The sequence below is a fragment of the Chryseobacterium rhizoplanae genome (assembly GCF_900182655.1).
GTDB classification, from domain to species: Bacteria; Bacteroidota; Bacteroidia; order Flavobacteriales; family Weeksellaceae; genus Chryseobacterium; species Chryseobacterium rhizoplanae.
Window position 1 is genome coordinate 724,938 of record NZ_FXTC01000001.1, and the last position, 21,231, is coordinate 746,168.

Annotated in this window: 21 protein-coding genes; 9 read left to right on the forward strand and 12 right to left on the reverse strand. The window is 34.6% G+C overall.

Going from position 1 to position 21,231, the window contains the following annotated elements:
- Nucleotides 1-42: 42 nt before the first annotated feature.
- From FN817_RS03115 to FN817_RS03130, 4 genes are all read right to left on the reverse strand, one after another.
- Complete coding sequence (locus tag FN817_RS03115) at nt 43-840, reverse strand: hypothetical protein (RefSeq protein ID WP_142716672.1); 798 nt, start codon at nt 838-840, stop codon at nt 43-45.
- Between the two features lie 7 nt (nt 841-847).
- Nucleotides 848-1,078 carry a hypothetical protein gene (locus FN817_RS03120; protein WP_142716673.1) on the reverse strand — a complete coding sequence of 77 codons (231 nt, stop codon included), beginning with the start codon at nt 1,076-1,078 and terminating at the stop codon, nt 848-850.
- On the reverse strand, nt 1,071-1,409 hold the full coding sequence (locus FN817_RS03125) for a cupin domain-containing protein (RefSeq protein WP_047420562.1): 339 nt from the start codon (nt 1,407-1,409) through the stop codon (nt 1,071-1,073). Before FN817_RS03125 ends, FN817_RS03120 begins: the two co-directional genes overlap by 8 nt.
- A 140-nt stretch (nt 1,410-1,549) precedes the next feature.
- Entirely contained in the window at nt 1,550-1,768 is a 219-nt protein-coding gene (locus FN817_RS03130) for a hypothetical protein (RefSeq protein ID WP_047420497.1), read from the reverse strand.
- A 460-nt stretch (nt 1,769-2,228) separates the two neighbouring features.
- On the opposite strand from FN817_RS03130, the gene FN817_RS03135 reads away from it, so the two are divergent.
- Nucleotides 2,229-3,326, forward strand: coding sequence for a calcium:proton antiporter (locus tag FN817_RS03135; RefSeq protein ID WP_047420499.1), 1,098 nt, complete (start codon nt 2,229-2,231; stop codon nt 3,324-3,326).
- A 1,752-nt stretch (nt 3,327-5,078) separates the two neighbouring features.
- On the opposite strand, the gene FN817_RS03140 is transcribed toward FN817_RS03135, so the two are convergent.
- From FN817_RS03140 to FN817_RS23450, 3 genes are read right to left on the reverse strand one after another with little or no spacing between them, the layout of a single operon-like run.
- Nucleotides 5,079-7,346: a glycosyltransferase gene (locus tag FN817_RS03140; RefSeq protein WP_228451458.1), complete on the reverse strand. Its 2,268-nt coding sequence runs from the start codon at nt 7,344-7,346 to the stop codon at nt 5,079-5,081.
- A 45-nt stretch (nt 7,347-7,391) separates the two neighbouring features.
- Nucleotides 7,392-8,420, reverse strand: coding sequence for a glycoside hydrolase family 130 protein (locus tag FN817_RS03145; protein ID WP_142716674.1), 1,029 nt, complete (start codon nt 8,418-8,420; stop codon nt 7,392-7,394).
- Entirely contained in the window at nt 8,421-8,552 is a 132-nt protein-coding gene (locus tag FN817_RS23450; protein ID WP_255522113.1) for a hypothetical protein, read from the reverse strand.
- 162 nt (nt 8,553-8,714) lie between these two features.
- Between FN817_RS23450 and FN817_RS03150 the strand changes: the two genes are divergently transcribed.
- The 7 genes from FN817_RS03150 (at nt 8,715) to FN817_RS03180 (ending at nt 14,032) form a co-directional block, all read left to right on the forward strand.
- Entirely contained in the window at nt 8,715-9,275 is a 561-nt protein-coding gene (locus FN817_RS03150; protein WP_198424141.1) for a helix-turn-helix domain-containing protein, read from the forward strand.
- Between the two features lie 501 nt (nt 9,276-9,776).
- Nucleotides 9,777-10,046 (forward strand): hypothetical protein, encoded by a 270-nt coding sequence (locus tag FN817_RS03155; protein WP_052186224.1) that lies wholly within the window; start codon nt 9,777-9,779, stop codon nt 10,044-10,046.
- 56 nt (nt 10,047-10,102) lie between these two features.
- Nucleotides 10,103-10,597 carry a CinA family protein gene (locus FN817_RS03160; RefSeq protein WP_142716676.1) on the forward strand — a complete coding sequence of 165 codons (495 nt, stop codon included), beginning with the start codon at nt 10,103-10,105 and terminating at the stop codon, nt 10,595-10,597.
- Between the two features lie 246 nt (nt 10,598-10,843).
- Nucleotides 10,844-11,722, forward strand: a complete 879-nt coding sequence (locus tag FN817_RS03165; protein WP_142716677.1) for a helix-turn-helix domain-containing protein — start codon at nt 10,844-10,846, stop codon at nt 11,720-11,722.
- 90 nt (nt 11,723-11,812) lie between these two features.
- Nucleotides 11,813-12,868 carry an alpha/beta hydrolase gene (locus tag FN817_RS03170; protein ID WP_142716678.1) on the forward strand — a complete coding sequence of 352 codons (1,056 nt, stop codon included), beginning with the start codon at nt 11,813-11,815 and terminating at the stop codon, nt 12,866-12,868.
- A 72-nt stretch (nt 12,869-12,940) separates the two neighbouring features.
- Nucleotides 12,941-13,507: a sugar O-acetyltransferase gene (locus FN817_RS03175; RefSeq protein ID WP_142716679.1), complete on the forward strand. Its 567-nt coding sequence runs from the start codon at nt 12,941-12,943 to the stop codon at nt 13,505-13,507.
- Nucleotides 13,508-13,612: 105 nt separating this feature from the next.
- Complete coding sequence (locus FN817_RS03180; RefSeq protein ID WP_228451459.1) at nt 13,613-14,032, forward strand: cupin domain-containing protein; 420 nt, start codon at nt 13,613-13,615, stop codon at nt 14,030-14,032.
- An 80-nt stretch (nt 14,033-14,112) separates the two neighbouring features.
- Here FN817_RS03180 and FN817_RS03185 read toward each other — a convergent pair whose 3' ends face one another.
- Both FN817_RS03185 and dinB read right to left on the reverse strand, forming a co-directional pair.
- Entirely contained in the window at nt 14,113-17,163 is a 3,051-nt protein-coding gene (locus tag FN817_RS03185) for a DNA polymerase III subunit alpha (protein ID WP_142716681.1), read from the reverse strand.
- Nucleotides 17,164-17,170: 7 nt separating this feature from the next.
- Nucleotides 17,171-18,313 (reverse strand): DNA polymerase IV, encoded by a 1,143-nt coding sequence (dinB, locus tag FN817_RS03190; protein ID WP_142716682.1) that lies wholly within the window; start codon nt 18,311-18,313, stop codon nt 17,171-17,173.
- 61 nt (nt 18,314-18,374) lie between these two features.
- Between dinB and FN817_RS03195 the strand changes: the two genes are divergently transcribed.
- Nucleotides 18,375-19,151, forward strand: coding sequence for an XRE family transcriptional regulator (locus FN817_RS03195; RefSeq protein WP_142716683.1), 777 nt, complete (start codon nt 18,375-18,377; stop codon nt 19,149-19,151).
- A 202-nt stretch (nt 19,152-19,353) separates the two neighbouring features.
- On the opposite strand, the gene FN817_RS03200 is transcribed toward FN817_RS03195, so the two are convergent.
- From FN817_RS03200 to FN817_RS03210, 3 genes are all read right to left on the reverse strand, one after another.
- Entirely contained in the window at nt 19,354-19,716 is a 363-nt protein-coding gene (locus FN817_RS03200; protein ID WP_228451460.1) for a helix-turn-helix domain-containing protein, read from the reverse strand.
- Nucleotides 19,706-20,140: a transposase gene (locus FN817_RS03205; RefSeq protein ID WP_142716684.1), complete on the reverse strand. Its 435-nt coding sequence runs from the start codon at nt 20,138-20,140 to the stop codon at nt 19,706-19,708. The genes FN817_RS03200 and FN817_RS03205 overlap by 11 nt, the downstream gene beginning before the upstream one ends.
- Nucleotides 20,141-20,432: 292 nt before the next feature.
- A complete protein-coding gene (locus FN817_RS03210; protein ID WP_142716685.1) occupies nt 20,433-21,230 on the reverse strand; it encodes a hypothetical protein in 798 nt (265 codons plus the stop codon).
- Nucleotide 21,231: the final 1 nt, after the last annotated feature.

Consider the following 21,231-nt stretch of genomic DNA (forward strand, 5'->3'; position numbering starts at 1 on the left):
TATAAAAATATTTAATAAGTAAAAAATTTAGGTTGAGATTCATTAAAAAAGCTTATCTTTCATTTTTCTGCTGATCCCTCTTTTGGATAGGGTACGTTCTGATGGTAATGGGTACAGGCCGCCTGAAAGTATATATAGTAAACTGTTCCAAAAATTATTTTTTCTATAGAATTCATGACTGTAGTTGGTTAATACTTTTAAGTATTCATGTTCATATTCCTTTGCTTCCTGTAGTGTGTAATTTTTTGGGATATTTTTAATAATATCCATAGCAGTTTGGTTGAAGATTTTGGGCGAATATTTTTCTATAAAGTCCAATTCAATCCTGCACATCCCAATAAGTGGAACCAGTAAAGAAAAAATTTCATTGTAAAAGTTATAAATATTTACTTTCCATGATGATCTTTCTTCTTCCGGTAAAATCTGAGTAGTCAACAGAATGAGTTTTTTATGGGTTACTTCCATTTCATCTGTATAGACTTCGTTTTGCTGCCAGAATATAGATGCATTGATTTTATTTTTTTTAGTAATATTTTCCAGTATATATTCAAACTGGATTTTAATATTCTGTATGTTCCCGCTCAGGTCTTCTAAAACAGACTGCCACAGGTTATGCTGGCTTAAACTACAGTATGTGCTAAATACCAATCTTGATCTGTTGATAAGCTGCTGTAATTCTTTTAACATTCTTATAATCTCTTTAGCATCTCTTTCTAAGGTTATGTTTGTATTTCGTAGATAGAACAGCGAGGTAAACTGGGAATAATAGGATCTTCTTGAAATATTTTTTTTATTTCTGAGCCCTAATTTACTCTTTGGATGCTTAGTTAACTTTTTCATCAGAATTTTATTGTAAATCATTTTTCATGACAGCCCTTTTTTCGAAGGCCTTTTGCTGTATTATAAGGGAAATAAGATACTGTCTTAGATCTCTGATTGTTATATTTTTCTCTGCAAAAGAAAAAAATAGTGGTGTTTCGTCTAAAAGCTCATAGAGTTCAGGAAATTCTTTTTGAATTTCAACTGTTTTTTTTAATATCTTTTTCGTTAAAATAGATAGGGTATCCAGATTATTCATAGCCGCTTTTTATTATTGTTACGATCATCTTAAATCGCTTATTTCCTTTTATAGAATGAGATTTATGGGCAGGAACGATAATGCATTCACCCTCTTCCATAAAGTAAGAAGCCCCGTCTATAATGATTTCAGCTTTACCTTCAATGATCTGTGCAACAGTATCGAAAGGAGAAATCTTTTCAGATAACCCTTCTTTGTCATCAAAAGATAAAACACTGATATTGCCGGTCAGTTTTTCCAGTATATTTTTACTGACTACAGAATTTGGAATGTAATCTACAATCTGGCTTGTAATATATACTTTCGATTTTTCAAGTTCTCTATGATTCATCACTGTGGGTTTAAAAATAAAAAGAGCAGATGGTATTGTAAATAAAAGGGACAGAACAGTCTAATATTCCATCCCTTTTTCCAGTGAAAGCGTTTGATAAATATATTTTTTCATGGGCTTTAACTGTCCTTGAAAACAATTTATGAAAGATTGATTTCTTTGATAATATTGAGAACTTCTTCACGGTTTTTTCTTAATCTGTTTCCGATTCTTTCCAGCATTTCCCTTTCTTTACCTTCTTCAAGCTTCAGATCGTGGTCCGTTAATGTTGAAAATTTTTCTTTCAGTTGTTTTGACTGCTCAATCCAGGCTCCAGGAGTTTTGAAAAATTTGTTGCCTTTGTTTTGGTTTGTGTCCATAAGGTGGATTTTAGTGTAACTTCATTGCTACCATACAAAGATGGGTGTTTAATAATCTATTGTATTACAGATTGTTTCTTTTATGTTGCACATATCACACTTTTATAAAATACCGGCTTGTTTTGAGCATCTGAATACGGTTGATCATAAAAACAATGGCTTTGATGACTATTTATGAAGTAATGGAGATTTTTGAGCCTTAGGAGATGCTTACAAACCTAAAATACTGTTATATAATTTCAAATAAGTGATTAATTAATCGTATCTTGCTGAATAACTACATTGAACTGATGATCAGGACTCTAAGTTCCGACCTGTTCACTTTTTCATTATTTGATATTTCCGGTATATCTCATTTCTAGTCTGCTTCAAATCATTTATAGAAACTGTTTTGAAAAAGGAATATAAATCTTGTGATTTCTCCAAAGGACAATTCAATTGTAGAAATATTATTGTTTTTATGAATATAAAAAAATATTTATGGACGTGGACTTTTTTAGTTCCTATCCTGGCGTGGCTTTCTTATGTTGGGAATACTGTTTTTTCTTCAGGGTATTATTCTGTGATTCTTGCTTTATTTTTGATGGGGAGTGTTTTGGCAGCGGTGTATCATTCCGAAGTTATTGCCCATCGCCTGGGAGAGCCATTTGGAACTTTGCTTCTGGCATTTGCCATTACGGTTATAGAAGTAGGACTTATTATTTCTATCATGATGGGAGCAAAAGGTTTAGAAACCATTACCCTTGCCAGAGATACGGTTTTTGCAGCAGTGATGATAATCCTTACCGGAATTATTGGGAGCTGTATTGTCATAGGTTCCTTAAGATACAGAGAACAGAGCTTTACATTGCAGGGGGTAAGTACGGCACTCATTACGCTTACCTCCGTGATTATTTTTGTGCTTATTCTGCCTAATTATACGATAAGTCATCTCGGAGGTGAATATACATCCTTTCAATTGCTTTTTATTGCCTTGATTTCTTTAGGACTTTATCTTGGATTTACTATGATTCAAACGTTTAGACATCGAAGCTTTTTCATTTCTCCAGAGAATAAACTGTCCAAAAATCAGCCTGTACAAGATAATCATGAACTGATTTCCCGAAAACAATTGTATATCAGTTGTATATTGTTACTATTATCCCTGGGAATAGTCGTTTTACTGGCAAAGCTTCTTTCAAAGGATGTTGAGCATATAGTGGTTTCCGCAGGTGCCCCAAAATCTCTTGTAGGGATCATTATTGCAGGTATTGTTCTTCTTCCGGAAGGACTGGCTGCATTCAGAGCTGCAAAAAGTGATCAGATCCAAACCTCATTAAATCTGGCTTTTGGTTCTGCTTTGGCAAGTATCGGACTCAGTATTCCCGCCATAGCCATTATATCTGTAATGACCGGTATAAGAATGACATTAGGGATAGATATCAAATCAACCATACTTTTAGGCCTGTCGCTTTTTATTATTACCGTTTCACTGGCAACGGGCAGAACCAATATTATGCAGGGAATTGTACTGATCGCTATATTTTTAATTTATCTTTTTATCACAATCGTACCATAAACCTATTTAGCTGTGTATTATATAGCTTGATATATACTGAAACAGCCATCTTTAGTTCATATGATGTGATGGTTGATATAGAATATATTTCATCAACTGAATCCATAAAAAAAACTTTTGAAGACTCAGGGAAATAATTTTTCCTTACCAAACAGACCGTTCTTATAATTAACCACTATTGGAAATCAAGCTTGAAAAGAAGTATTCTGAAAATAAGAAAAGATTTTGCAATAAAAATTATTTATTGATATGACTAAAAAATATTACTTCCAAGATAAAAGTCAGAACATTATATCAGAAGATCAGTTAATTGGAAAAAAGATGGATGATATAGAACCTTTTCTTTTTGATTATCAGTTACAAAAATTGCATACAATAGAGCGTGTTTATATCTTGAAAAAAACATTTTTCGGAATATTTAAAACAAGACTATATTTATATCTTAGTGAAGATATAGTATATAATTATGCTATTCAAAAAACATAAAATATTGTTATACTTTTACTATTATTCGCATTATAGTTTAATGTTAAAATTCAATTTCTTGTTTTATTTCGCATTGATAATCTCTGAAAGTTATGATATTATATTTATTGCCGCCGCACTGCAGAGATCCCTTACGTAATTGTTTAATCATATCCTTCATTATGAAAATTTTATATCCCGCACTAAACTTTTTATTAAGAATTCAGCAGGGTCAGAGATCTTTCGAAAATATTCAAAACAACCTATACTTTCTTATTCGATACTTTTATTATTATAATTGGATTGCTTGATAATAATAAATAAATTGGCTGCTTTCTTTTGGCTACCTACGGGTTTGCATAATTATTGCTAATTGTCCACTTCAGTTAGTAATTACGATTTCCTATACAAAAGTCATTAGACCATTATAAATAGAATCGCAAATTTTGTATAATAAAAAAATCCGCTATTATGTGTGTTGTAGAGATATGATCGCAATCATATCCGCGAAAACACCATATAATAAATTTGTGAAAGTTTTATTAGCCTCCCTAATGCCCTATAATGGATTATATAACAAAAACCCTCCTTTTTAGGGGAGAGTCAATTGTACTAATGAGAATGTACAACTATTATGAACAATAAATGTATGTGTTAATCAATTGCATTTATATGCTGCAAGTCATACGATTCTATTTATATTTGTTGTATATGTAGTAGAATTAATACAGTTATTTTAACTCTTCTTAGGAAGGTTTTTATGAATAACTTTTTAATGCGTCATTTTTGTGGTAATATTTAGTTTTCTCTGCAAGAAAGTTATAAATTGCTATGACTTCAAATTCCAGTTTTAAGGAATTTGGAAATATTTGTTGCCTTAATGATTTGTGTTCTTAAGGTGGAAATTTAGTATAACTTAGTTGCTATAGTACAAAGTTGGTGTCTTATAACCTGTTGTATTACAAAATGGTTTTTATTTTACAGCTATCACACACTGTATAGTGTCCGCAATCTTTTTTTACTGACAGATTCATGTTTTATAAAAAGAAAACCATTCTGTGTTTTTCTCATAATCGTATGAATTTAGAGCTGGAAAAAGAAGAATGAAGTCTCAAAGATCATAAACCTTAGGTCTTATTACAGAGATGCGGATAAATGACTGACATCTGTGTTTGATCAGCAGTTTAACTGTTGGTTGGAATTACGAATAAACAAATACTTTACAGACTATTGTCAATAATCTTATACTTACTTTCATTACAATGTATTACAACATTAATTATGTTATTACTTTTTAAAACAGAGCCTTGCCATGAGGTAACTGACTGTTGATTCTGCTCCCTGATTGAGATTAACATTTTTCTCTTCAAGCCCATCATAACATCCGCCTGTTGCAGGGTTATAAATAATCTGATGTAAATGATTCTTTCCTAAAAACCAACTAAAAGCATTTCTCATCATCTGCAAGTATTTTTCATCCTTAAAAACCTTGTAGAATGTAGATAAGGTTAGTATGGTATAAGCAACATCGATAGGCTGTTCACCACCAATTGATTCAGGACTTTTAATCGTTTCTTTCTGCAGCCATCCTTTGTTGGATATTACTTTAATGCCTCCCTTACTAAATGTTTTAGAAAGCAAAAACTTGAATGATTCATTGGCAACCTGTTTATACATTTCGTCCTGGGTCGTAATCCACGCACACAATAAAGCTTCAGGGAGTACGCTGTTTCCGTAGGTCAGGTAGCTTTCAAACCAATGCCAGTCTTTATGTTTCTCATGCTGATACATTTTTACCAGTCTGTTAGCCAGCTTTTTCAATAATGGAATATTGTTTTCAGAGTTTTGATAATGCAATCCCTTTATAATAAAAGCCATTGCACGGGTAGAATGAATTTTATCAATAGACGGAAGACTTTTTTCAATGATAGACTCTGCTTCATCAGAAAACAGTTGTGGTAAGATTGCTTTTATAGAAAGAAGGTACCCCAGTGCCCAGATTGCCCTACCATTGGAATCTTCAAGGTTGGTTTCGTAGTTCTGTTGTGCAAATTCCTTGTCTTGATTTACATAATTGAGAAAACTACCATCTAGTTGTTGACAAAACCTTATTACATTCAGGTAGGTTGAGATTAAGTCAAGATCAGATTCATCTCTGCTTACTTCATAATGTCTGCAGGCTACAATCAAAGCACGGGCATTATCGTCCAAAGTATACCCGGAATTGATATCAGGTTTGTTGATTTTAGAAAATTGGATCATTCCAAAATTCGTTGTCATATTTTTGATATGGCTAAGATTGATGATCGGGAATGTATAGTGTAATGTCATTTTGTCATTGTTGTATTGTTGAAATAATAAGGCGTGTGAAATAGATGAATTCTCCCAAGCTGTGGGAGCCATTTTTTCCAGACTATTTGATCGTAATTTTTCCTGTGCGGTTTCATTTTTCAATAATGTATTCACGGCAGCAGCAAGCTGTTCCGGAGCTTCAAAATCAATAATAATTCCCAGATCTTCATTTAAGACTTCCACAGCATGAGGAATAGGGGTAGAAACAATAGGGCATCCACAGCTGATGGCATAGGAAAAAGTACCGCTTACTGCCTGATTTCTGTCTTTTGTAGTGAAAAGATAGATATTGGTAAGCTGAAGATAATCTAGCAACTCATTCAAAGGCAGATATTGGTTGATAAAGTACGTATGTTTTTCCAGATGAAGCCTCCTAATAGTATCCTGTAAAAAATCACGGTACTTTTCTCCTTCATATTTAATGACTCCGGGATGTGTCTTTCCGATAATCAGAAACATAACATCCGGATTTTGGGAAATGATTGCAGGCAGAGCTTCTAAAGAGGTTTCAATATTTTTCCCAGCACCCAGTAAACCAAATGTTGAAAGTACCTTTTTATCTTTAAGTCCGTATTTTGTTTTCAGTGAAATTTTATCTATAAATGGAAGCAAATGGGTACCGTGGGGTATCACTTTAATTTTATCAGATGAAATATCATAATCATTGGTAAGGATATCCGCAGAAATACCGGTCATGACAATAATGGATTTTACGAAACTGCTGATTTCTTTTACTTTTTCTTTTAATTTGGGATCAGGTTTCGGCAGAACAGTGTGAAAAGTAATGATGAGGTCTTTCTGTAAATTTTGAAGGAAAAGGAGTAATCCGTCTTGGGTTTCGTTGAAAAATCCAAATTCATGCTGGAGCATAACCAGTTGAATCCTGTCATTTTTGTTGATTTTATCAGCCAGCTCCAAGTAAGATATGGCATCGGATGTATTTAAGCGATATGCTGGATCTGCTTCATATTGATAATGCTCATCCTCAGTTTCCATCGGGCAGGTAATGATGCTAAATGATTCTCTGAATTTTAACTTAAGAGATTGTATCAAATCCTGACAATAGGTTGCAATACCGCACACCTTAGGAGGAAAAGTACTTATAAAGATAATTTCAGGTTTATGATAAAATGTGTTTTTATTACTTTGTACAGATCGTCTTTTTGTCTTTTCCTCCACGTCTGATTTTATATTTTTATTCATGATGATATCTGTTTTAAAGTCTGACATCCTGTATTGAATAGTCAGTTATGGTGTGTACCGTAGTAATTCTTTCAGTAATTCTGAAATACTTAAAGAAGCAACAGCAATTCTTTTGTCTGCTGCTCCATAGTAAACATGGAGTGTATCTCCTTCTACGATGGCTCCGGTAGGGAAGCAGACATTGTTTACTTCTCCTTTCTGCTCCCATTCTTCTTCGGGTTTGAAAAGAGGATAAGGAAGTCTTGAAATTTCCTTTTCGGGATTATCAAGATCCAGTAGGGCAGCACATGCGCTGTAAACATATCCTTCAATAGTATCATGTACGCCATGGTATATCAAAAGCCACCCATGCTCGGTTTCTATAGGGGGACATCCTCCGCCAATGTAGCTTACTTCATGCTCATATAGGGGAGATAATATGATATGATCTTTAAAGTGAAGGAAATAATCTTTCCAGAAATCAGGATTCAGATCTTCAATGTTTTTTATACCTACAATTTGAATATCGGGTCTTATGCGATGAAGAAAATAAAGCTTACCGTTAATCCTTCTTGGGAAAAATATCACATTTTTATCCCACAGGAAGACATCTTTATCCTTTGTAAGAGTAGGGGGGAGTTTGTTGAAACGTCTGTACTTTTCTGCTATTTCACCTTGTGACTCCGATAAAAATCTAAACTTGTTGTATGGAATTTTGGGAACAATTATGCCCTTTTTTTGCCATGACGTAAGATCCTCCGATACAGCAAGTGTTCCCAGTGCATTAATCCCGTCATAACTGGTATAGGTAAGATAAAACAAATGATCGATTTTTACGATTCTTGGATCTTCAACACCATGTTTTTCGTATTCAAACTCGGAGATGATAACCGGCTTGCTCAACCGGGTTTCTATGGTCTTATAATCTGATAGTATACAGTATCCGATACTGGAGAAATTATTCTTTGCAAGAGCTCTGTAAAATAAATGTATTTTTCCGTTATCCTTAACAACTGCGGGGTTTAAAACACCTTCACTCTCAAAGTCTAAAGTCGTTTTTCTGAGTATAATTCCGTCTCGTTTTACAGATACCATTCAGTTTACGTTATTTCGGGCTTCTTGTTCCTTTCCTCTTCGTTTACTCATTTTATCCTCTCGTTTCTCTTTTGCGGATTTTGCGGGTGGAGTTTTATCTGATTTCTTTTTTCCGTCTTTTTCTTTTGACATTGTAATTTTTTTTGTTACCTGTAAATTTCAATCATTAAAAAAGGAAAGCTTTGCAATTGTCTTTTAATTTGTTGTATAAATCATAGATATTTCCGATTTAATAGAGTAACTTTGAGTAAATGTCTGTTAATGAAATGATTGGCAGTATAAATAGTAAGGGGGATGAAGTTGTATATAAAATATATGGTAAGTTTGCGCTGCAAAATGGTTGTCCATCAGGAATTGGAAAGGCTGGGCATTAAAAATGCTATTGTAGATTTGGGAACTGTAGAATTATTGGATGATATCAGCGTTGAACTAAGACAAATTCTAAAAGAAAACTTACTTAAAACAGGGCTTGAGATATTAGATGATAAAAAAAGTATCCTGATAGAGAAAATAAAAAATGTAGTCATAGAAATGATTCATTATTCAGATGCACTCCCAAAAGAAAACTTCTCAGATTATATAAGTGAAAAATTAGGATATGATTATACCTACCTTGCGAACACCTTTTCTGAAGTGAAAGGAATGACCCTGCAACATTTTATCATTATTAATAAAGTGGAAAAGGTAAAAGAACTGCTGTTGTATGACGAACTGAATCTTACAGAAATCTCTTATAAACTCAATTACAGCAGTGTGGCTCATCTCTCTAACCAGTTTAAAAAGATCACGGGGCTTTCTCCTTCATTTTATAAGCAGTTGAAACAAAGGCGTCTTGGAAACCTGGAAGACTTATAAAAGTGGGATATATGTAAGATTATTCCAGATATATATAGTGTAGTCTATACTGAAACGGCCATCTTTGTAGTATAATAATCAGGAATTTATCAGATCCATTAAAGTTTATATCACTATAAATAATGCAAATTTTAGACTGGAAAATATAGCGAGCAGTTGAAAGTATACATCGTACATAATGCTTGTCTCTGGTATTAGAAAACATTGTAGTAAAAAAGACTGGGGAAAACGAATATACACCATGATAAAATTAATAGACTTACGGATTCTCAACTTTAATAATGAGCTTATTAAAATCTCTATAAAATAGGTAAATCTGTTTTCAGAAGGTTTTAATTAATTAAGGATAGGAACCTCTGGTTTCTGTCCTTTTTAACCCTATTGATATATAATACATTTCATTAACTGAATCTACAAAAAAATCTGTTTGAACATTCATGAGTAACCACCATGTTTATATATAAAACAGACTTTCTTATTATCACTCTAACGTTAGAAATCATGAAAACAATACATCTTTTTCAATTTAAGAATTCCATTTCCCGAAAACCTCCTTTTTTTAAGGAAGAATGCAGATTAGATAATTTAAATGATTTAATGGCTTATGATCTTATGAACACTGAAAAAGTGACTGAGTTCATTATTGAGGTTCATGATGATTTTATTTTTGAGGATATGACCAGAGAAGATCTTTTATCAATGTGCAACAATGCCAAGGAAATGATTGAGCATTATTTTGTAACAACAATGAATGATTATGACGTTATCTGAACATTGATTTCAGTAGTGTAAAAAGCTTTTTATATTAACATTAAATATCAGATGCCATGAAATTTCAGCAAAATTTACTTGATTATATCAGTACTTCACTTATTACAATGAATGAAACGGTTTCTATAGCAGAAAGTGTAACCTCGGGATTAATACAGCTGGCTTTTTCCCAGATGCCTAATGCAAAACTGTTTTACAAAGGAGGAATAACGACTTTTACGGTACCTGAAAAAGTTAACTTTTTAGATATCAACAGTATTGAAGTTGAGGAAAACGGCTTTGAGACCCAAAAAATGGCTGATACAATGGCTGTAAAGGTCGCTGAATCATTTGGGACAGATTGGGGAATTGCATCTACGGGATATGCTACATCTGTAAGAAATTCAGGTTTTAAAGTGTATTCATTTTGCTCATTCAGCTATAAAGGCGGGATTGTTCTTTCGAAACGTATAGAACTTCATGATAAGACTCATGCATTAGATTCGCAGTTATATTATACTGAATTCATTTTAGGGTGTTATAAAAGTGCGCTTAACCAAATATTAATTTAAAAGTATATTCATTTATTGCCAGTTAAGGAAATATATTTCATTCCTTTATCGTCATCAATTATTGTATAATCTATAGAGCTTTACAGCTTTGTAAAATTCCTTTGTCAAACCTTTATTTGATTTTATAGGCTTGAAGATTTTAAATTTTTAAAACGTCGGGATTTTTTGTTTCGGCAGAGAATTCTATTGACGTTTTACTTCTAATTATTTTAGAGGTGATTGGTTTGATTTTCTTAATTTTGAAAAATGAAAGAAAAGGTAAAAAGAGTTGTTTCGGAGTTTAATACTGAGCTAAAACTAAAAGGTTTCCGTGCATTCCAGATTGAGCAGGACGGAAGTGAAACCCGCGTGTATAGCAGAAAAGAATTTTATAAGATCTGTCTTACGACAGGGAAAAGTAAAATTCATTATTCTGATAAAAGTTTCGAGCAGGAAGGAACTGTGCTTTTTTTCGGAAATCCGCATATTCCTTATTCATGGGAAACGATTTCAACGACTTATAAAGGGTATACTATTCTTTTCTCAGAAGAATTTTTCAAGAATTCTGAACGCTCCGAAAGTTTGCAGCAATCTTCTTTCTTTAAAATCGGCGGAACTCCCGTTCTGAAAATTACCGAAGAACAAAGACAGTTTCTTAACACTATTTTCCAAAAGATGATTGCCGAACAGGAAAGTGATTATGTTTATAAGGATGAATTGATACGTAACTATATAAGTCTTATCATTCACGAATCTCTGAAGCTGGAACCTGCAGAGGATCTCGACAAGAATAAGAATGCGGCATTAAGATTATCATCTGTTTTTCTGGAACTCTTGGAAAGACAATTTCCTATTGAAACTACAGACCAATCTCTGCAATTGAAATCAGCTCAGGATTTTGCGATAAACCTGAATGTTCATGTTAATTATCTCAATCGTGCTGTAAAAGAAATTACCGGAAAATCTACAACAGCTCATATTACAGAACGTATCCTTACAGAAGCAAAAGCATTACTGCAACACACTGACTGGAATATCTCAGAAATTGCTTTCGCACTAGGATTCGATTATCCGACGTATTTTAATAATTTCTTTAAAAAACAAACAGGCACAAATCCAAAAGCATTTCGTTTAACGGAAGTTTGAATTTCTTAATTTTTGGTTTGATTATCATTAACTGTTAGCTCCTCGTTATTTCTAATTTTGTATCAGTAATTTTTAATACAAAATTCAGATATGAAGATAGCAACAACAGTGATGGCTTTGTCCTTTCTTTTCATCGGACAGACATTTGCGCAGAATAAAAAATCAAATCCAAAAACAATGAATGCAACCGAACAAACCGAACATTACACATTTAAACTAAGCGATAAAGTTAACCGAAAAGCCGTTACCTTCAAAAACCGTTACGGAATAACGCTTTCCGGAGATTTATACCTTCCCAAGAATACTGGAAAAGAAAAATTAGCAGCTTTGGCAATCAGCGGACCGTTTGGTGCGGTAAAAGAACAGTCTTCAGGTTTATATGCCAATCAGATGGCGGAAAGAGGTTTTGCCGTTATCGCTTTTGATCCTTCTTATACCGGCGAAAGTGGAGGTGAGCCGAGAGATATTGCTTCCCCCGACATCAATACCGAAGATTTCAGTGCGGCAGTTGATTTCTTAGGACTTCAACACAATGTAGACCGAAATAAGATCGGTATTATCGGAATTTGCGGATTTGGAGGGATGGCTCTGAATGCTACGGCGATAGATAAGCGGATAAAAGCCGTTGCCACCACCAGTATGTATGATATGACAAGAGTAATTTCTAAAGGATATAATGATGTAGTTACACTTGAGCAACGAACAAAAACGCTCGAAGATCTGAACCAACAAAGATGGAAAGATGCGGAAACAGGAGAACAGGCATATACATCTTCTCATCTCCCGGAAAAATTAACTGGTAGCGAGCCTCAATTTATAAAAGATTATTTCAATTATTACAAAACACCAAGAGGTTTTCATGAACGTTCGGTAAATTCAACAAAAGGATGGAGGCTAACAAGCGCACTTTCATTCATGAATATGCCTATTTTAAGCTACATAAAAGAAATTTCACCTAGACCTATGCTTTTAATTGCTGGTGAAAATGCACATTCAAGGTACTTCTCAGAAGACATTTACAAAATGGCTGCAGAACCGAAAGAATTGATGATTATTCCGGATGCGGTTCACGTTGATTTATACGATAAAGTAGATGTGATTCCCTTTGAAAAACTGGAAAATTTCTTCAGAACTCATTTGAAATAATTGAACATGGCAATATTTAAATCCGCTTTAAAATAGTGGATTTAGCCTTTTAATTTCTCTAAATATATAAGAATGAGCTTTAACCAAGATATTTTCGCCCGATTGAGAAATGGTGAAACAATAATGCCCGATGACCCGGAAACGTATAAATTGCTGGAGGCTTCCTGTGAGGTTAAGAAACAATTGATTCAGTTAAATAATTCCACAGAGCCGGATGAGATTTTGAAAAGATTAAGTGAAATAGTCGGTGGAAAGTTGAAGAATGTAGCGGTGTTTACACCCATTTATATCAATTATGGAAAGAATCTTAACATCGGTAAGAATGTATTCATCAACTTCGACTGTACTTTTCTGACTCTGGGTGGAATTACCATTGAAGACGATGTTTTAATCGGTCCGAAAGTAAGCCTCATAACGGAAAATCATCCTTTACAACCTCAACACAGAAAAGGATTAATGGGAAAATCTATTTTAATCAGGAAAAATGCCTGGATTGGAGCCAACGCAACGATTCTTCCCGGAGTTACGATTGGTGAAAATGCAGTGATTGCTGCCGGAGCAGTTGTTTCCAAAGATGTTCCGGACAATGTTGTAGTGGGGGGAATTCCTGCAAAAATCATCAAAACAATTGAATCATAAATTAAGTGTAAAACAATGAAATATTTAATTATTATTCTTTTGGCATTCAGTCCAACTGTAATCGCACAAAATAGAGTAAATTCAAACCAAATAAATTCAAACAAAATGAGTACAGATATTCCTAAAATAAGTGATTTTCCGGCAGGTGAAGAAAACACGGCTTATGCGCAGTATTTTATTGGCAAGTCCTATTTAGCACCGCTTACAAGCAATAAAGATGTAAATGTTCCCCTTTCTAATGTCACATTTGAACCGGGTTGTCGCAATAACTGGCACAGTCACACAGGCGGACAACTTTTGATTGTAGTGGGCGGCGAAGGTTTATATCAGGAAAGAGGAAAACCTGTGCGTCGTTTAAAACCCGGAGATATTGTAGAAATTGCTCCGAATGTTGAGCATTGGCACGGTGCAACTGCTGACAATTGGTTTTCGCATTTAGCAACGAATGGAAATCCGCAAACCAATCAGAATATTTGGCTGGAAGCGGTTTCCGATGAAGAATTTGCTGAAGCCAACAAAAAATAATGGTAAGTAATAAGTAAGTTTTATGTAAAATTACTATTTGGTACGCTAAAGTATGTTATCGCCAAAAGTAATTTCGAATGCTACATCTTTTGTCTTGGCAATCCAATTTCATGTTCCTGGGGATATGGTTTCCTAAAAGTCATACTGACATCCTCATGCAAATTACGCTGGGCTTCCAATGATTTTTCTTTATCCATAGAATATCTTGGATCCGGAATAAAAGGCATTTTTGCCATTTTATGAATAGTAACAGTAGGGAAGTGAAAATCGACCTCCACTGTTCCCAATAAGAGATAGCAGCCACCACCCTGAAAAGGATATTCTTCAAGACAGCTGGGAAAATGAGCCGTATCAAAATATTCTCCTTCTGCATCAATCCAGGTTCCGAAGTACATCGTTCCTTTCTTGGTAGGAACATGCTTTCTTGAAATCAGATACGCCAGCATTTTAACCTGACATTTATGAAACTTCAATAAATCTTTTACCAAAACAGAACCTCTGTATCGAGTTTGTAATAAATCAAAAGGGCTGAATGAAACGGGGAAACCTAATATTTCTATTTCATCAAAAGCATCTTCAAACCGGTTTCTTTCTATAGAAGGAAGCTGATAATCTTTTTGGGGCTCGTCCAATAAAGTCAGATGCCTGAAAGGAACCTTATGAGTTCCCAGAAGAAATCTTGATTCAATCAGCAGTTCATGTTTCTGTTTTCCGGTAAAGCGGAATGCTCCGATAAAGATTAAAATTTGTAGTGTTTCGATGCCAATAGGAATTCTTTTAACAAAATTTTCCAGGGAAGTATACTCTCCATTCTGATTTCTTTCTTCAGGAATAAGTTGCGCTAATTTAAGTTCCAACCTTTCAATATGCATCAATCCCAAATAAACGTCCGAACCATAGACCGTTGTCTGGTATTCACTCAGATTGACACAGGGATTATGGATAGCAGCTCCCGACATCCGGGCTTCATGAATATAAACCTCAGTTCTGTAGAATCCTCCACCGTTATTAATAGCAGAAACCATAAACTCAATAGGGAAGTAGACTTTCAGATATAAACTCTGATAGCTTTCCACGGCATAAGAAGCAGAATGAGCTTTACAGAATGAGTATCCTGCAAAAGATTCAATCTGCCGGTATACTTCCATAGATAACTTTTCGGGGTGTCCTAATCTTTTACAGGATTTAAAGAAGTTATCTTTTACTTTCTGTAATGCAGATAAAGATCTGCCTTTACCACTCATTGCTCTTCTCAGAACATCACCATCAGGTGCAGATAACCCTCCGAAGTGAAGTGCAATTTTAATAACATCCTCCTGATATACCATAATACCGTAGGTTTCTCCCAGTTCTTTTTCAAAAACCTCATGGAAGTACTCAAATTTTGAGGGATTATTGTGCCTGAAGATATATTCCCGCATCATTCCGCTTTGTGCAACTCCGGGGCGGATAATGGAAGAGGCGGCAACCAGTACTTTGTAATTGTCGCACTTCAGTCTTCGAAGTAACCCCCGCATAGCGGGTGACTCAATATAAAAACAGCCGATTGTCTTTCCGGAACTTAAGAATTCATTACATTGGGCTTCATCTTTTGAGAGAGAAGTATCCCGGATATCGATATCAATTCCTCTTTTTTCCTTCACCAGCTTTACCGTATCATTTATGGTACCTAAACCTCTCTGTGAGAGAATATCAAATTTTTCAAGGCCAATATCTTCAGCAGTGTACATATCGAACTGTACAATCGGAAAACCTTTGGGAGGCATTTCGAGTGCAGAATAATTGGTGATAGGTTCTTCTGAGATCAGAATCCCACAGGAATGCATACTTCTCTGGTTAGGAAACTTTTCTAAGAGTTTTCCATAATAGTGGACCTGTCTTGATACCGAATTGCTATCATGTTCCTGAATTGGTTTTGTTGCCAGTGTATCCAGTTCTTCTTTAGGAAGACCGAAAACTTTTCCTACTTCCCGGAAAATAGAACGGTATTTAAATTCAACATTGGTCCCGCAGAAGGCAACATGGTCTTTACCATATTTACCAAAAATATATTCCAGGATGATATCCCTGGTTTGCCAACTCCAGTCAATGTCAAAATCAGGAGGCGTTTTCCGGTTGAGGTTTAAAAATCTCTCAAAGTACAGATCCAGTTCCAAAGGGCATATATCAGTAATACCGATGCAGTAGCTGACCATAGAATTGGCGCCGCTGCCTCTTCCTATGTGCATGAATCCCATGCGGTTGCTGTATTGGATAATATCCCAGGTGATGAGGAAATAAGCACAGAAATTAAGCTGATCAATAACTGCTAATTCTTTATCCACCCTTTCTTTTGCCTGTAGATTGTCTTCGGAGTATCTTTTTGAAAGGCCCTCATACGCTAACTTCTTTAAAAGCTCAAAATCATTTTCCCTGCTATCAGTGAAATGCTTTTTGTTTTTAGGGGTTGAAAAGTCAAAATCAAAATGACAAGTATTGACAATATATTTTGTATTTTCAATAATTTGTGGCTCATGCTGAAACTGAGCCAAAAGCTTTTTTTTATCAGTAAACATTTCATTGTCTTTACAGTAATGAGCTTCTGTTAGCTTACTGATCAAGGTATTGAGATCAATGGCCCTTAGTATTTTATGAAGCTCATATTCTTCAGGAGTTGTAAAGGTAATGGGATGCAGGATGACCATTTTATGGATGAACGGTTTCAATTCAGGTTGAATTAAAAGGTTGAGCTGGTCCTTTCTGATACCTATAAATTCATGATCTGCTAATTGTTCCGGAATATTCTCCAGTGGGTAAATAACAAAAGTATCTGTAAAATCAGGATTTGCTTTAGGAATTTCAATGCCTTCACAATTAAACGCAGTTAAAAGCCTGTTGATCTCTCCGATACTTCTCTGATTTCTGGACAGGCAGATATAATACAGTTCATCCTGAACCCGTATTTCCACTCCGACAATCGGTTTGATATTATACTCCTGGCAAAGTTTATAAAAATCATAGATCCCGGTAATGGTATTGATATCTGTAAGAGCTAAGGTTTTAATATTAAAATGTACAGCCTGCTTAACCAGTTCTTTAATAGAAATGGTTCCATACCGAAGACTATGATAAGAATGACAATTCAGAAACATCTTATACTTATTTTAATAAACCTGAGGCTCTTCCTACACTTGAAGTTCCAAACCTGTTCTTGATTTTATCCATTGTCTGATACAGTGATATCAACTCTTCCGTATCTTCAAAGAGATCCATTTGATGGCATCCGTGAACCAGTCCGGTAAACTTTACTCCAACTAACCTGATTCTCATACGTCTGGTATATACTTTTTTAAAAAGTTCTAAAACATACCTGAGCAGGGTATGGTCAGCTGAGGTGTAAGGAATCCTGCATTGTTTGGTTTCCGTATCAAAATTGGCATACCGGAGTTTTACCACTACTACCGATACCAGCCATTTCTCTGCCCGGAGCTGATAACAGAGTTTTTCAACCATTCCTGAGAGTATACTTTGAATCCCCTGAATATCTATAGTATCCTGGGCAAAAGTATCTTCTGTAGAAATAGATTTTCTTTCCGAATAAGGAACCACAGGATTTTCGTCAATTCCGTGTGCTTTTTTCCAGAGTTCATTTCCATTTTTACCAATCAGCTGCTGAAGAACGTCAACAGGCATTTCTGAAAGGGTCTGTATGGTTCTGATGCCCAGCCTTGACAGTAGCTGAAAAGTAACATCGCCGACCATAGGGATCTTCTTTACCGAAAGTGGGTTCAAGAATGATTGAATGTCAGGCTGTTTCACTTCAAACCTTCCGGTTGGCTTTGATTCTCCGGTTCCGATTTTGGATACGGTCTTATTGGTGGATAGAGCAAAACTTATCGGTAATCCTGTATTTTTCTGTACGCTTTCAGCAATTTCATGGGTCCATTTATAGCATCCGAAAAACTGATCCATTCCAGAAAGATCAAGATAAAACTCATCGATACTTGCCTTTTCCACAACAGGAACTTTTTCCTGGATAATTTCCGTTACCATATGGGACATATTGGAATACATTTCCATATCTCCCTTAATGACTTTTGCTTCGGGACATAGCCGTAAAGCCATTTTAATCGGCATGGCACTTCTGACTCCGAAAAAACGGGTTTCATAAGAGCAGGACGCCACTACACCACGGTCTCCACCTCCTATGATCACGGGTTTTTTCTCCAACTCAGAGTTTTTCAGCCTTTCACAGGAAACAAAGAATGTATCCAGATCCATATGTACAATTGCTCTTTCCATGTTATAAAATTAGTTACGTTTTGAAACAAATTTTGTACTTTTGTTGTCTAAAATTGTAACAATGTCAAAATTCTCTGATAACATCGTGTTTTTGAGAGGAAAGAAAAATATGACTCAGCAAGAACTGGCAGATCTATTAATTCTTACCCGATCCAGATATGTCGCCTATGAATACGGCAGAACAGAACCTCCTATTGAAATATTGCTTAGAATTTCAAAATTCTATAACATCAGCATCGATCTATTGTTGACTGTAGATGTCAGAAAATTTTCCATCGATGAACTCATGGAGCTTCCTGAGAACAGGATCATTCTGCCTATAAAGGTTGATCCAGATGGAAACAATCAGATTGAGATTATCCCCCAAAAAGCTTCTATGGGCTACCTGAATGGCTATGGAGATCCGGAATACATAGAAGGTCTGGAGACCATATCATTACCTTTTTTAAAAGGGGGTAAGTTCAGGGCATTTCCAGCTGACGGAGATTCAATGCCCCCCTATAAAAACGGAACCTATATTGTAGGAAAATATGTTGAAAATCTTTCGGACTTGAAAACGGACAGAACGTATGTTTTTATTACCACCAATGATGGTATCAGTTACAAAAGATTTCAGTTTCATGAAGCAGATGGTATATGGGTAAAGGCTGACAATCAATTTTATGAGCCTTATAAAATTCCATTAGCTGAAATTAAAGAAATCTGGGAATTTGCCTGTAGTATTAACACCAAAGAATATGAGCCTGATGAATTTGCAGAACACCATATTCAAAACTTTATCACGGAAATTAAAACCGATATCAAACAGATCAAAGAAAAAATGGGAGATAAGAATTGAATTTATTTTGAGTACACGGCATAATCAAAAAACTTCCCCGAAGGGAAGCTCAAAAAACACAAATGATGAAAAAAATCCCATAATGTGGGATACTGCTAATATAAATATTTTTAATTTAAAGTTAAATAATCCCGTTAAGTTTACCTTATGCTCAGGAAAGAAGCTGATGTGCTTAAAAATAAAATTTAATAGTCTACTACACTTAAACATGATGTTTAGAAATCATTTTTTTCCATTTTGTAACTGTATTTCGGCTTAATCCAAAATGGTATGCCAATTGGCTGTTACTATATTTGTATTTCTTCTGATAATCAAGAATCTTTTGAATTGAAACGAGATCATAAGAACGAAGTCTCTGATTAAATTTTTCTATTTCTTTATCCTTCTTCTCAAAAATTATATTGTTGAGTTCTATAATATCTATTTGGGATAAATCAGCTTTATTAAGCAGGGAAATACATTTTTCCTTTTTTTCCGGAAACTTAGTCTTGATTATATCAGTATAAATCTGTTTATAATTTGGAGTAGTTTTTTTTGAAATCATAATTTGGATTTTATTTTTCATTACTGGATTTATATTTATTAATCCATTTAAATAAAGTTGTTTTGGGAATTCTATACCTTTCAATTACGTGATTTCTTGTTATTTCTCCAGCCTCTATCTGCTCAATAATAAAATCTATTATTTCTTTGGTATAAATATTTTTCCGGAATTTTGGAAGGGAAGATTTTGTTGTTAATGTTTTTACTTTCCCTTTAGATGAGGGAGAATACAGAATCAAATGCTGGGAGTATATTCTAAAAAAATCATATTCCAAAAGCTTGCTCCACTTCAAAAGGATTTCGCAGTCCAAACTTTGGGCTTCGTACATTTTTTCAATTTCTCCTACCGAAAATTTGAAAAAGTTACAGATACGAGATATATCTATCTCATTTTCTATAACTTTTTCTTTAATCATTTTCCCTATGTATATCTTTTTAAAATTCATTATTTACAGTTATTTATTAACTAATAAAACATGCCTGACATCAACATTTCAATTAATTTTAATTGTGAGCATATCTAAATTTTCCCGTTTCTATCAAATAAATCTATCCTATGCTCTCATTTTACCTTTCATTCTAATTAAAATATGTTTGATTGAAACGATTTCATTAATCCACACTCTATTTCCAGGGCTAATGCAAATAATGAATGAATTTTAGGTCTGTTTACATATTATTTATGATTAATTTGTGTTTTTAAGATTCCAAAGGAAAATTGTAATGATTAAGATTATTTTAAAAATGTTTTCTTACAGTTATACTGGAAACAGTGGCTGTAGACAATGTACTTGAGTTATCTGCTCTCATTCTGTATTGGACCTGAATTTGGTCCCCGGCGGTTAAGTTACCCATCCAATACAATGGCATATCTCCTTGTGCACCTCCTGCCCCTGTTCCATAATATGAAATAGCCAATACTGTAGAGGTTGTACTGTTAAAAATCCGGGCCCCAAATGCCTTAGAGTTACCATTAGTACTTGATAATCGTAAAGAGACATCTCCAAAAAATGAGTACAGGCCCGTTGCTGGCACTGTAAATGTTCCACCACTATGAATATTTCCTATGTCCACACTTTCTGTTGTAAAATTCATTGTAGTCCAGGCTGAATAGTTAGGCATTGTATAGGTTGCAGCGACCACTGCCGGTTTTCCGGCAAATAAAACCTTGGTCAGATTATTATTGTTTATTTCTGTATGAACATCGGCGGTCTCTCCAATGCTTTCCCATTGGGTACCTGTCCAAATATAAAATGTATCCTGGAATACATTATTGGGAGAGGTACCACTGTTCAAAAGATTATATACCAAAGTGCCTTGTTCCGGCGAGTTTGTTGAGGATGTTACAGAAATTGTAGTGATATCATCAGTTCCCAGTAATTGGACTCTTGGAATTAGTAATCCTTTATTGGTACTATATACATCCAGTATTGTACTGGTATCAGGATTGTTTAATCCTATGCCTACCTGAGACTTTATCGATATGCTGCAAGAAATAAACAGCAGGTATAATATATAGATAATTTGTTTTTTCATA

Coding starts and splice junctions, on each gene's coding strand:
- FN817_RS03115 (WP_142716672.1), bottom strand. CDS start 840: ATGAAAAAGTTAACTAAGCATCCAAAGAGTAAATTAGGGCTCAGAAAT.
- FN817_RS03120 (WP_142716673.1), bottom strand. CDS start 1,078: ATGAATAATCTGGATACCCTATCTATTTTAACGAAAAAGATATTAAAA.
- FN817_RS03125 (WP_047420562.1), bottom strand. CDS start 1,409: ATGAATCATAGAGAACTTGAAAAATCGAAAGTATATATTACAAGCCAG.
- FN817_RS03130 (WP_047420497.1), bottom strand. CDS start 1,768: ATGGACACAAACCAAAACAAAGGCAACAAATTTTTCAAAACTCCTGGA.
- FN817_RS03135 (WP_047420499.1), top strand. CDS start 2,229: ATGAATATAAAAAAATATTTATGGACGTGGACTTTTTTAGTTCCTATC.
- FN817_RS03140 (WP_228451458.1), bottom strand. CDS start 7,346: ATGAATAAAAATATAAAATCAGACGTGGAGGAAAAGACAAAAAGACGA.
- FN817_RS03145 (WP_142716674.1), bottom strand. CDS start 8,420: ATGGTATCTGTAAAACGAGACGGAATTATACTCAGAAAAACGACTTTA.
- FN817_RS23450 (WP_255522113.1), bottom strand. CDS start 8,552: ATGTCAAAAGAAAAAGACGGAAAAAAGAAATCAGATAAAACTCCACCC.
- FN817_RS03150 (WP_198424141.1), top strand. CDS start 8,715: ATGAAGTTGTATATAAAATATATGGTAAGTTTGCGCTGCAAAATGGTT.
- FN817_RS03155 (WP_052186224.1), top strand. CDS start 9,777: ATGAAAACAATACATCTTTTTCAATTTAAGAATTCCATTTCCCGAAAA.
- FN817_RS03160 (WP_142716676.1), top strand. CDS start 10,103: ATGAAATTTCAGCAAAATTTACTTGATTATATCAGTACTTCACTTATT.
- FN817_RS03165 (WP_142716677.1), top strand. CDS start 10,844: ATGAAAGAAAAGGTAAAAAGAGTTGTTTCGGAGTTTAATACTGAGCTA.
- FN817_RS03170 (WP_142716678.1), top strand. CDS start 11,813: ATGAAGATAGCAACAACAGTGATGGCTTTGTCCTTTCTTTTCATCGGA.
- FN817_RS03175 (WP_142716679.1), top strand. CDS start 12,941: ATGAGCTTTAACCAAGATATTTTCGCCCGATTGAGAAATGGTGAAACA.
- FN817_RS03180 (WP_228451459.1), top strand. CDS start 13,613: ATGAGTACAGATATTCCTAAAATAAGTGATTTTCCGGCAGGTGAAGAA.
- FN817_RS03185 (WP_142716681.1), bottom strand. CDS start 17,163: ATGTTTCTGAATTGTCATTCTTATCATAGTCTTCGGTATGGAACCATT.
- dinB (WP_142716682.1), bottom strand. CDS start 18,313: ATGGAAAGAGCAATTGTACATATGGATCTGGATACATTCTTTGTTTCC.
- FN817_RS03195 (WP_142716683.1), top strand. CDS start 18,375: ATGTCAAAATTCTCTGATAACATCGTGTTTTTGAGAGGAAAGAAAAAT.
- FN817_RS03200 (WP_228451460.1), bottom strand. CDS start 19,716: ATGAAAAATAAAATCCAAATTATGATTTCAAAAAAAACTACTCCAAAT.
- FN817_RS03205 (WP_142716684.1), bottom strand. CDS start 20,140: ATGAATTTTAAAAAGATATACATAGGGAAAATGATTAAAGAAAAAGTT.
- FN817_RS03210 (WP_142716685.1), bottom strand. CDS start 21,230: ATGAAAAAACAAATTATCTATATATTATACCTGCTGTTTATTTCTTGC.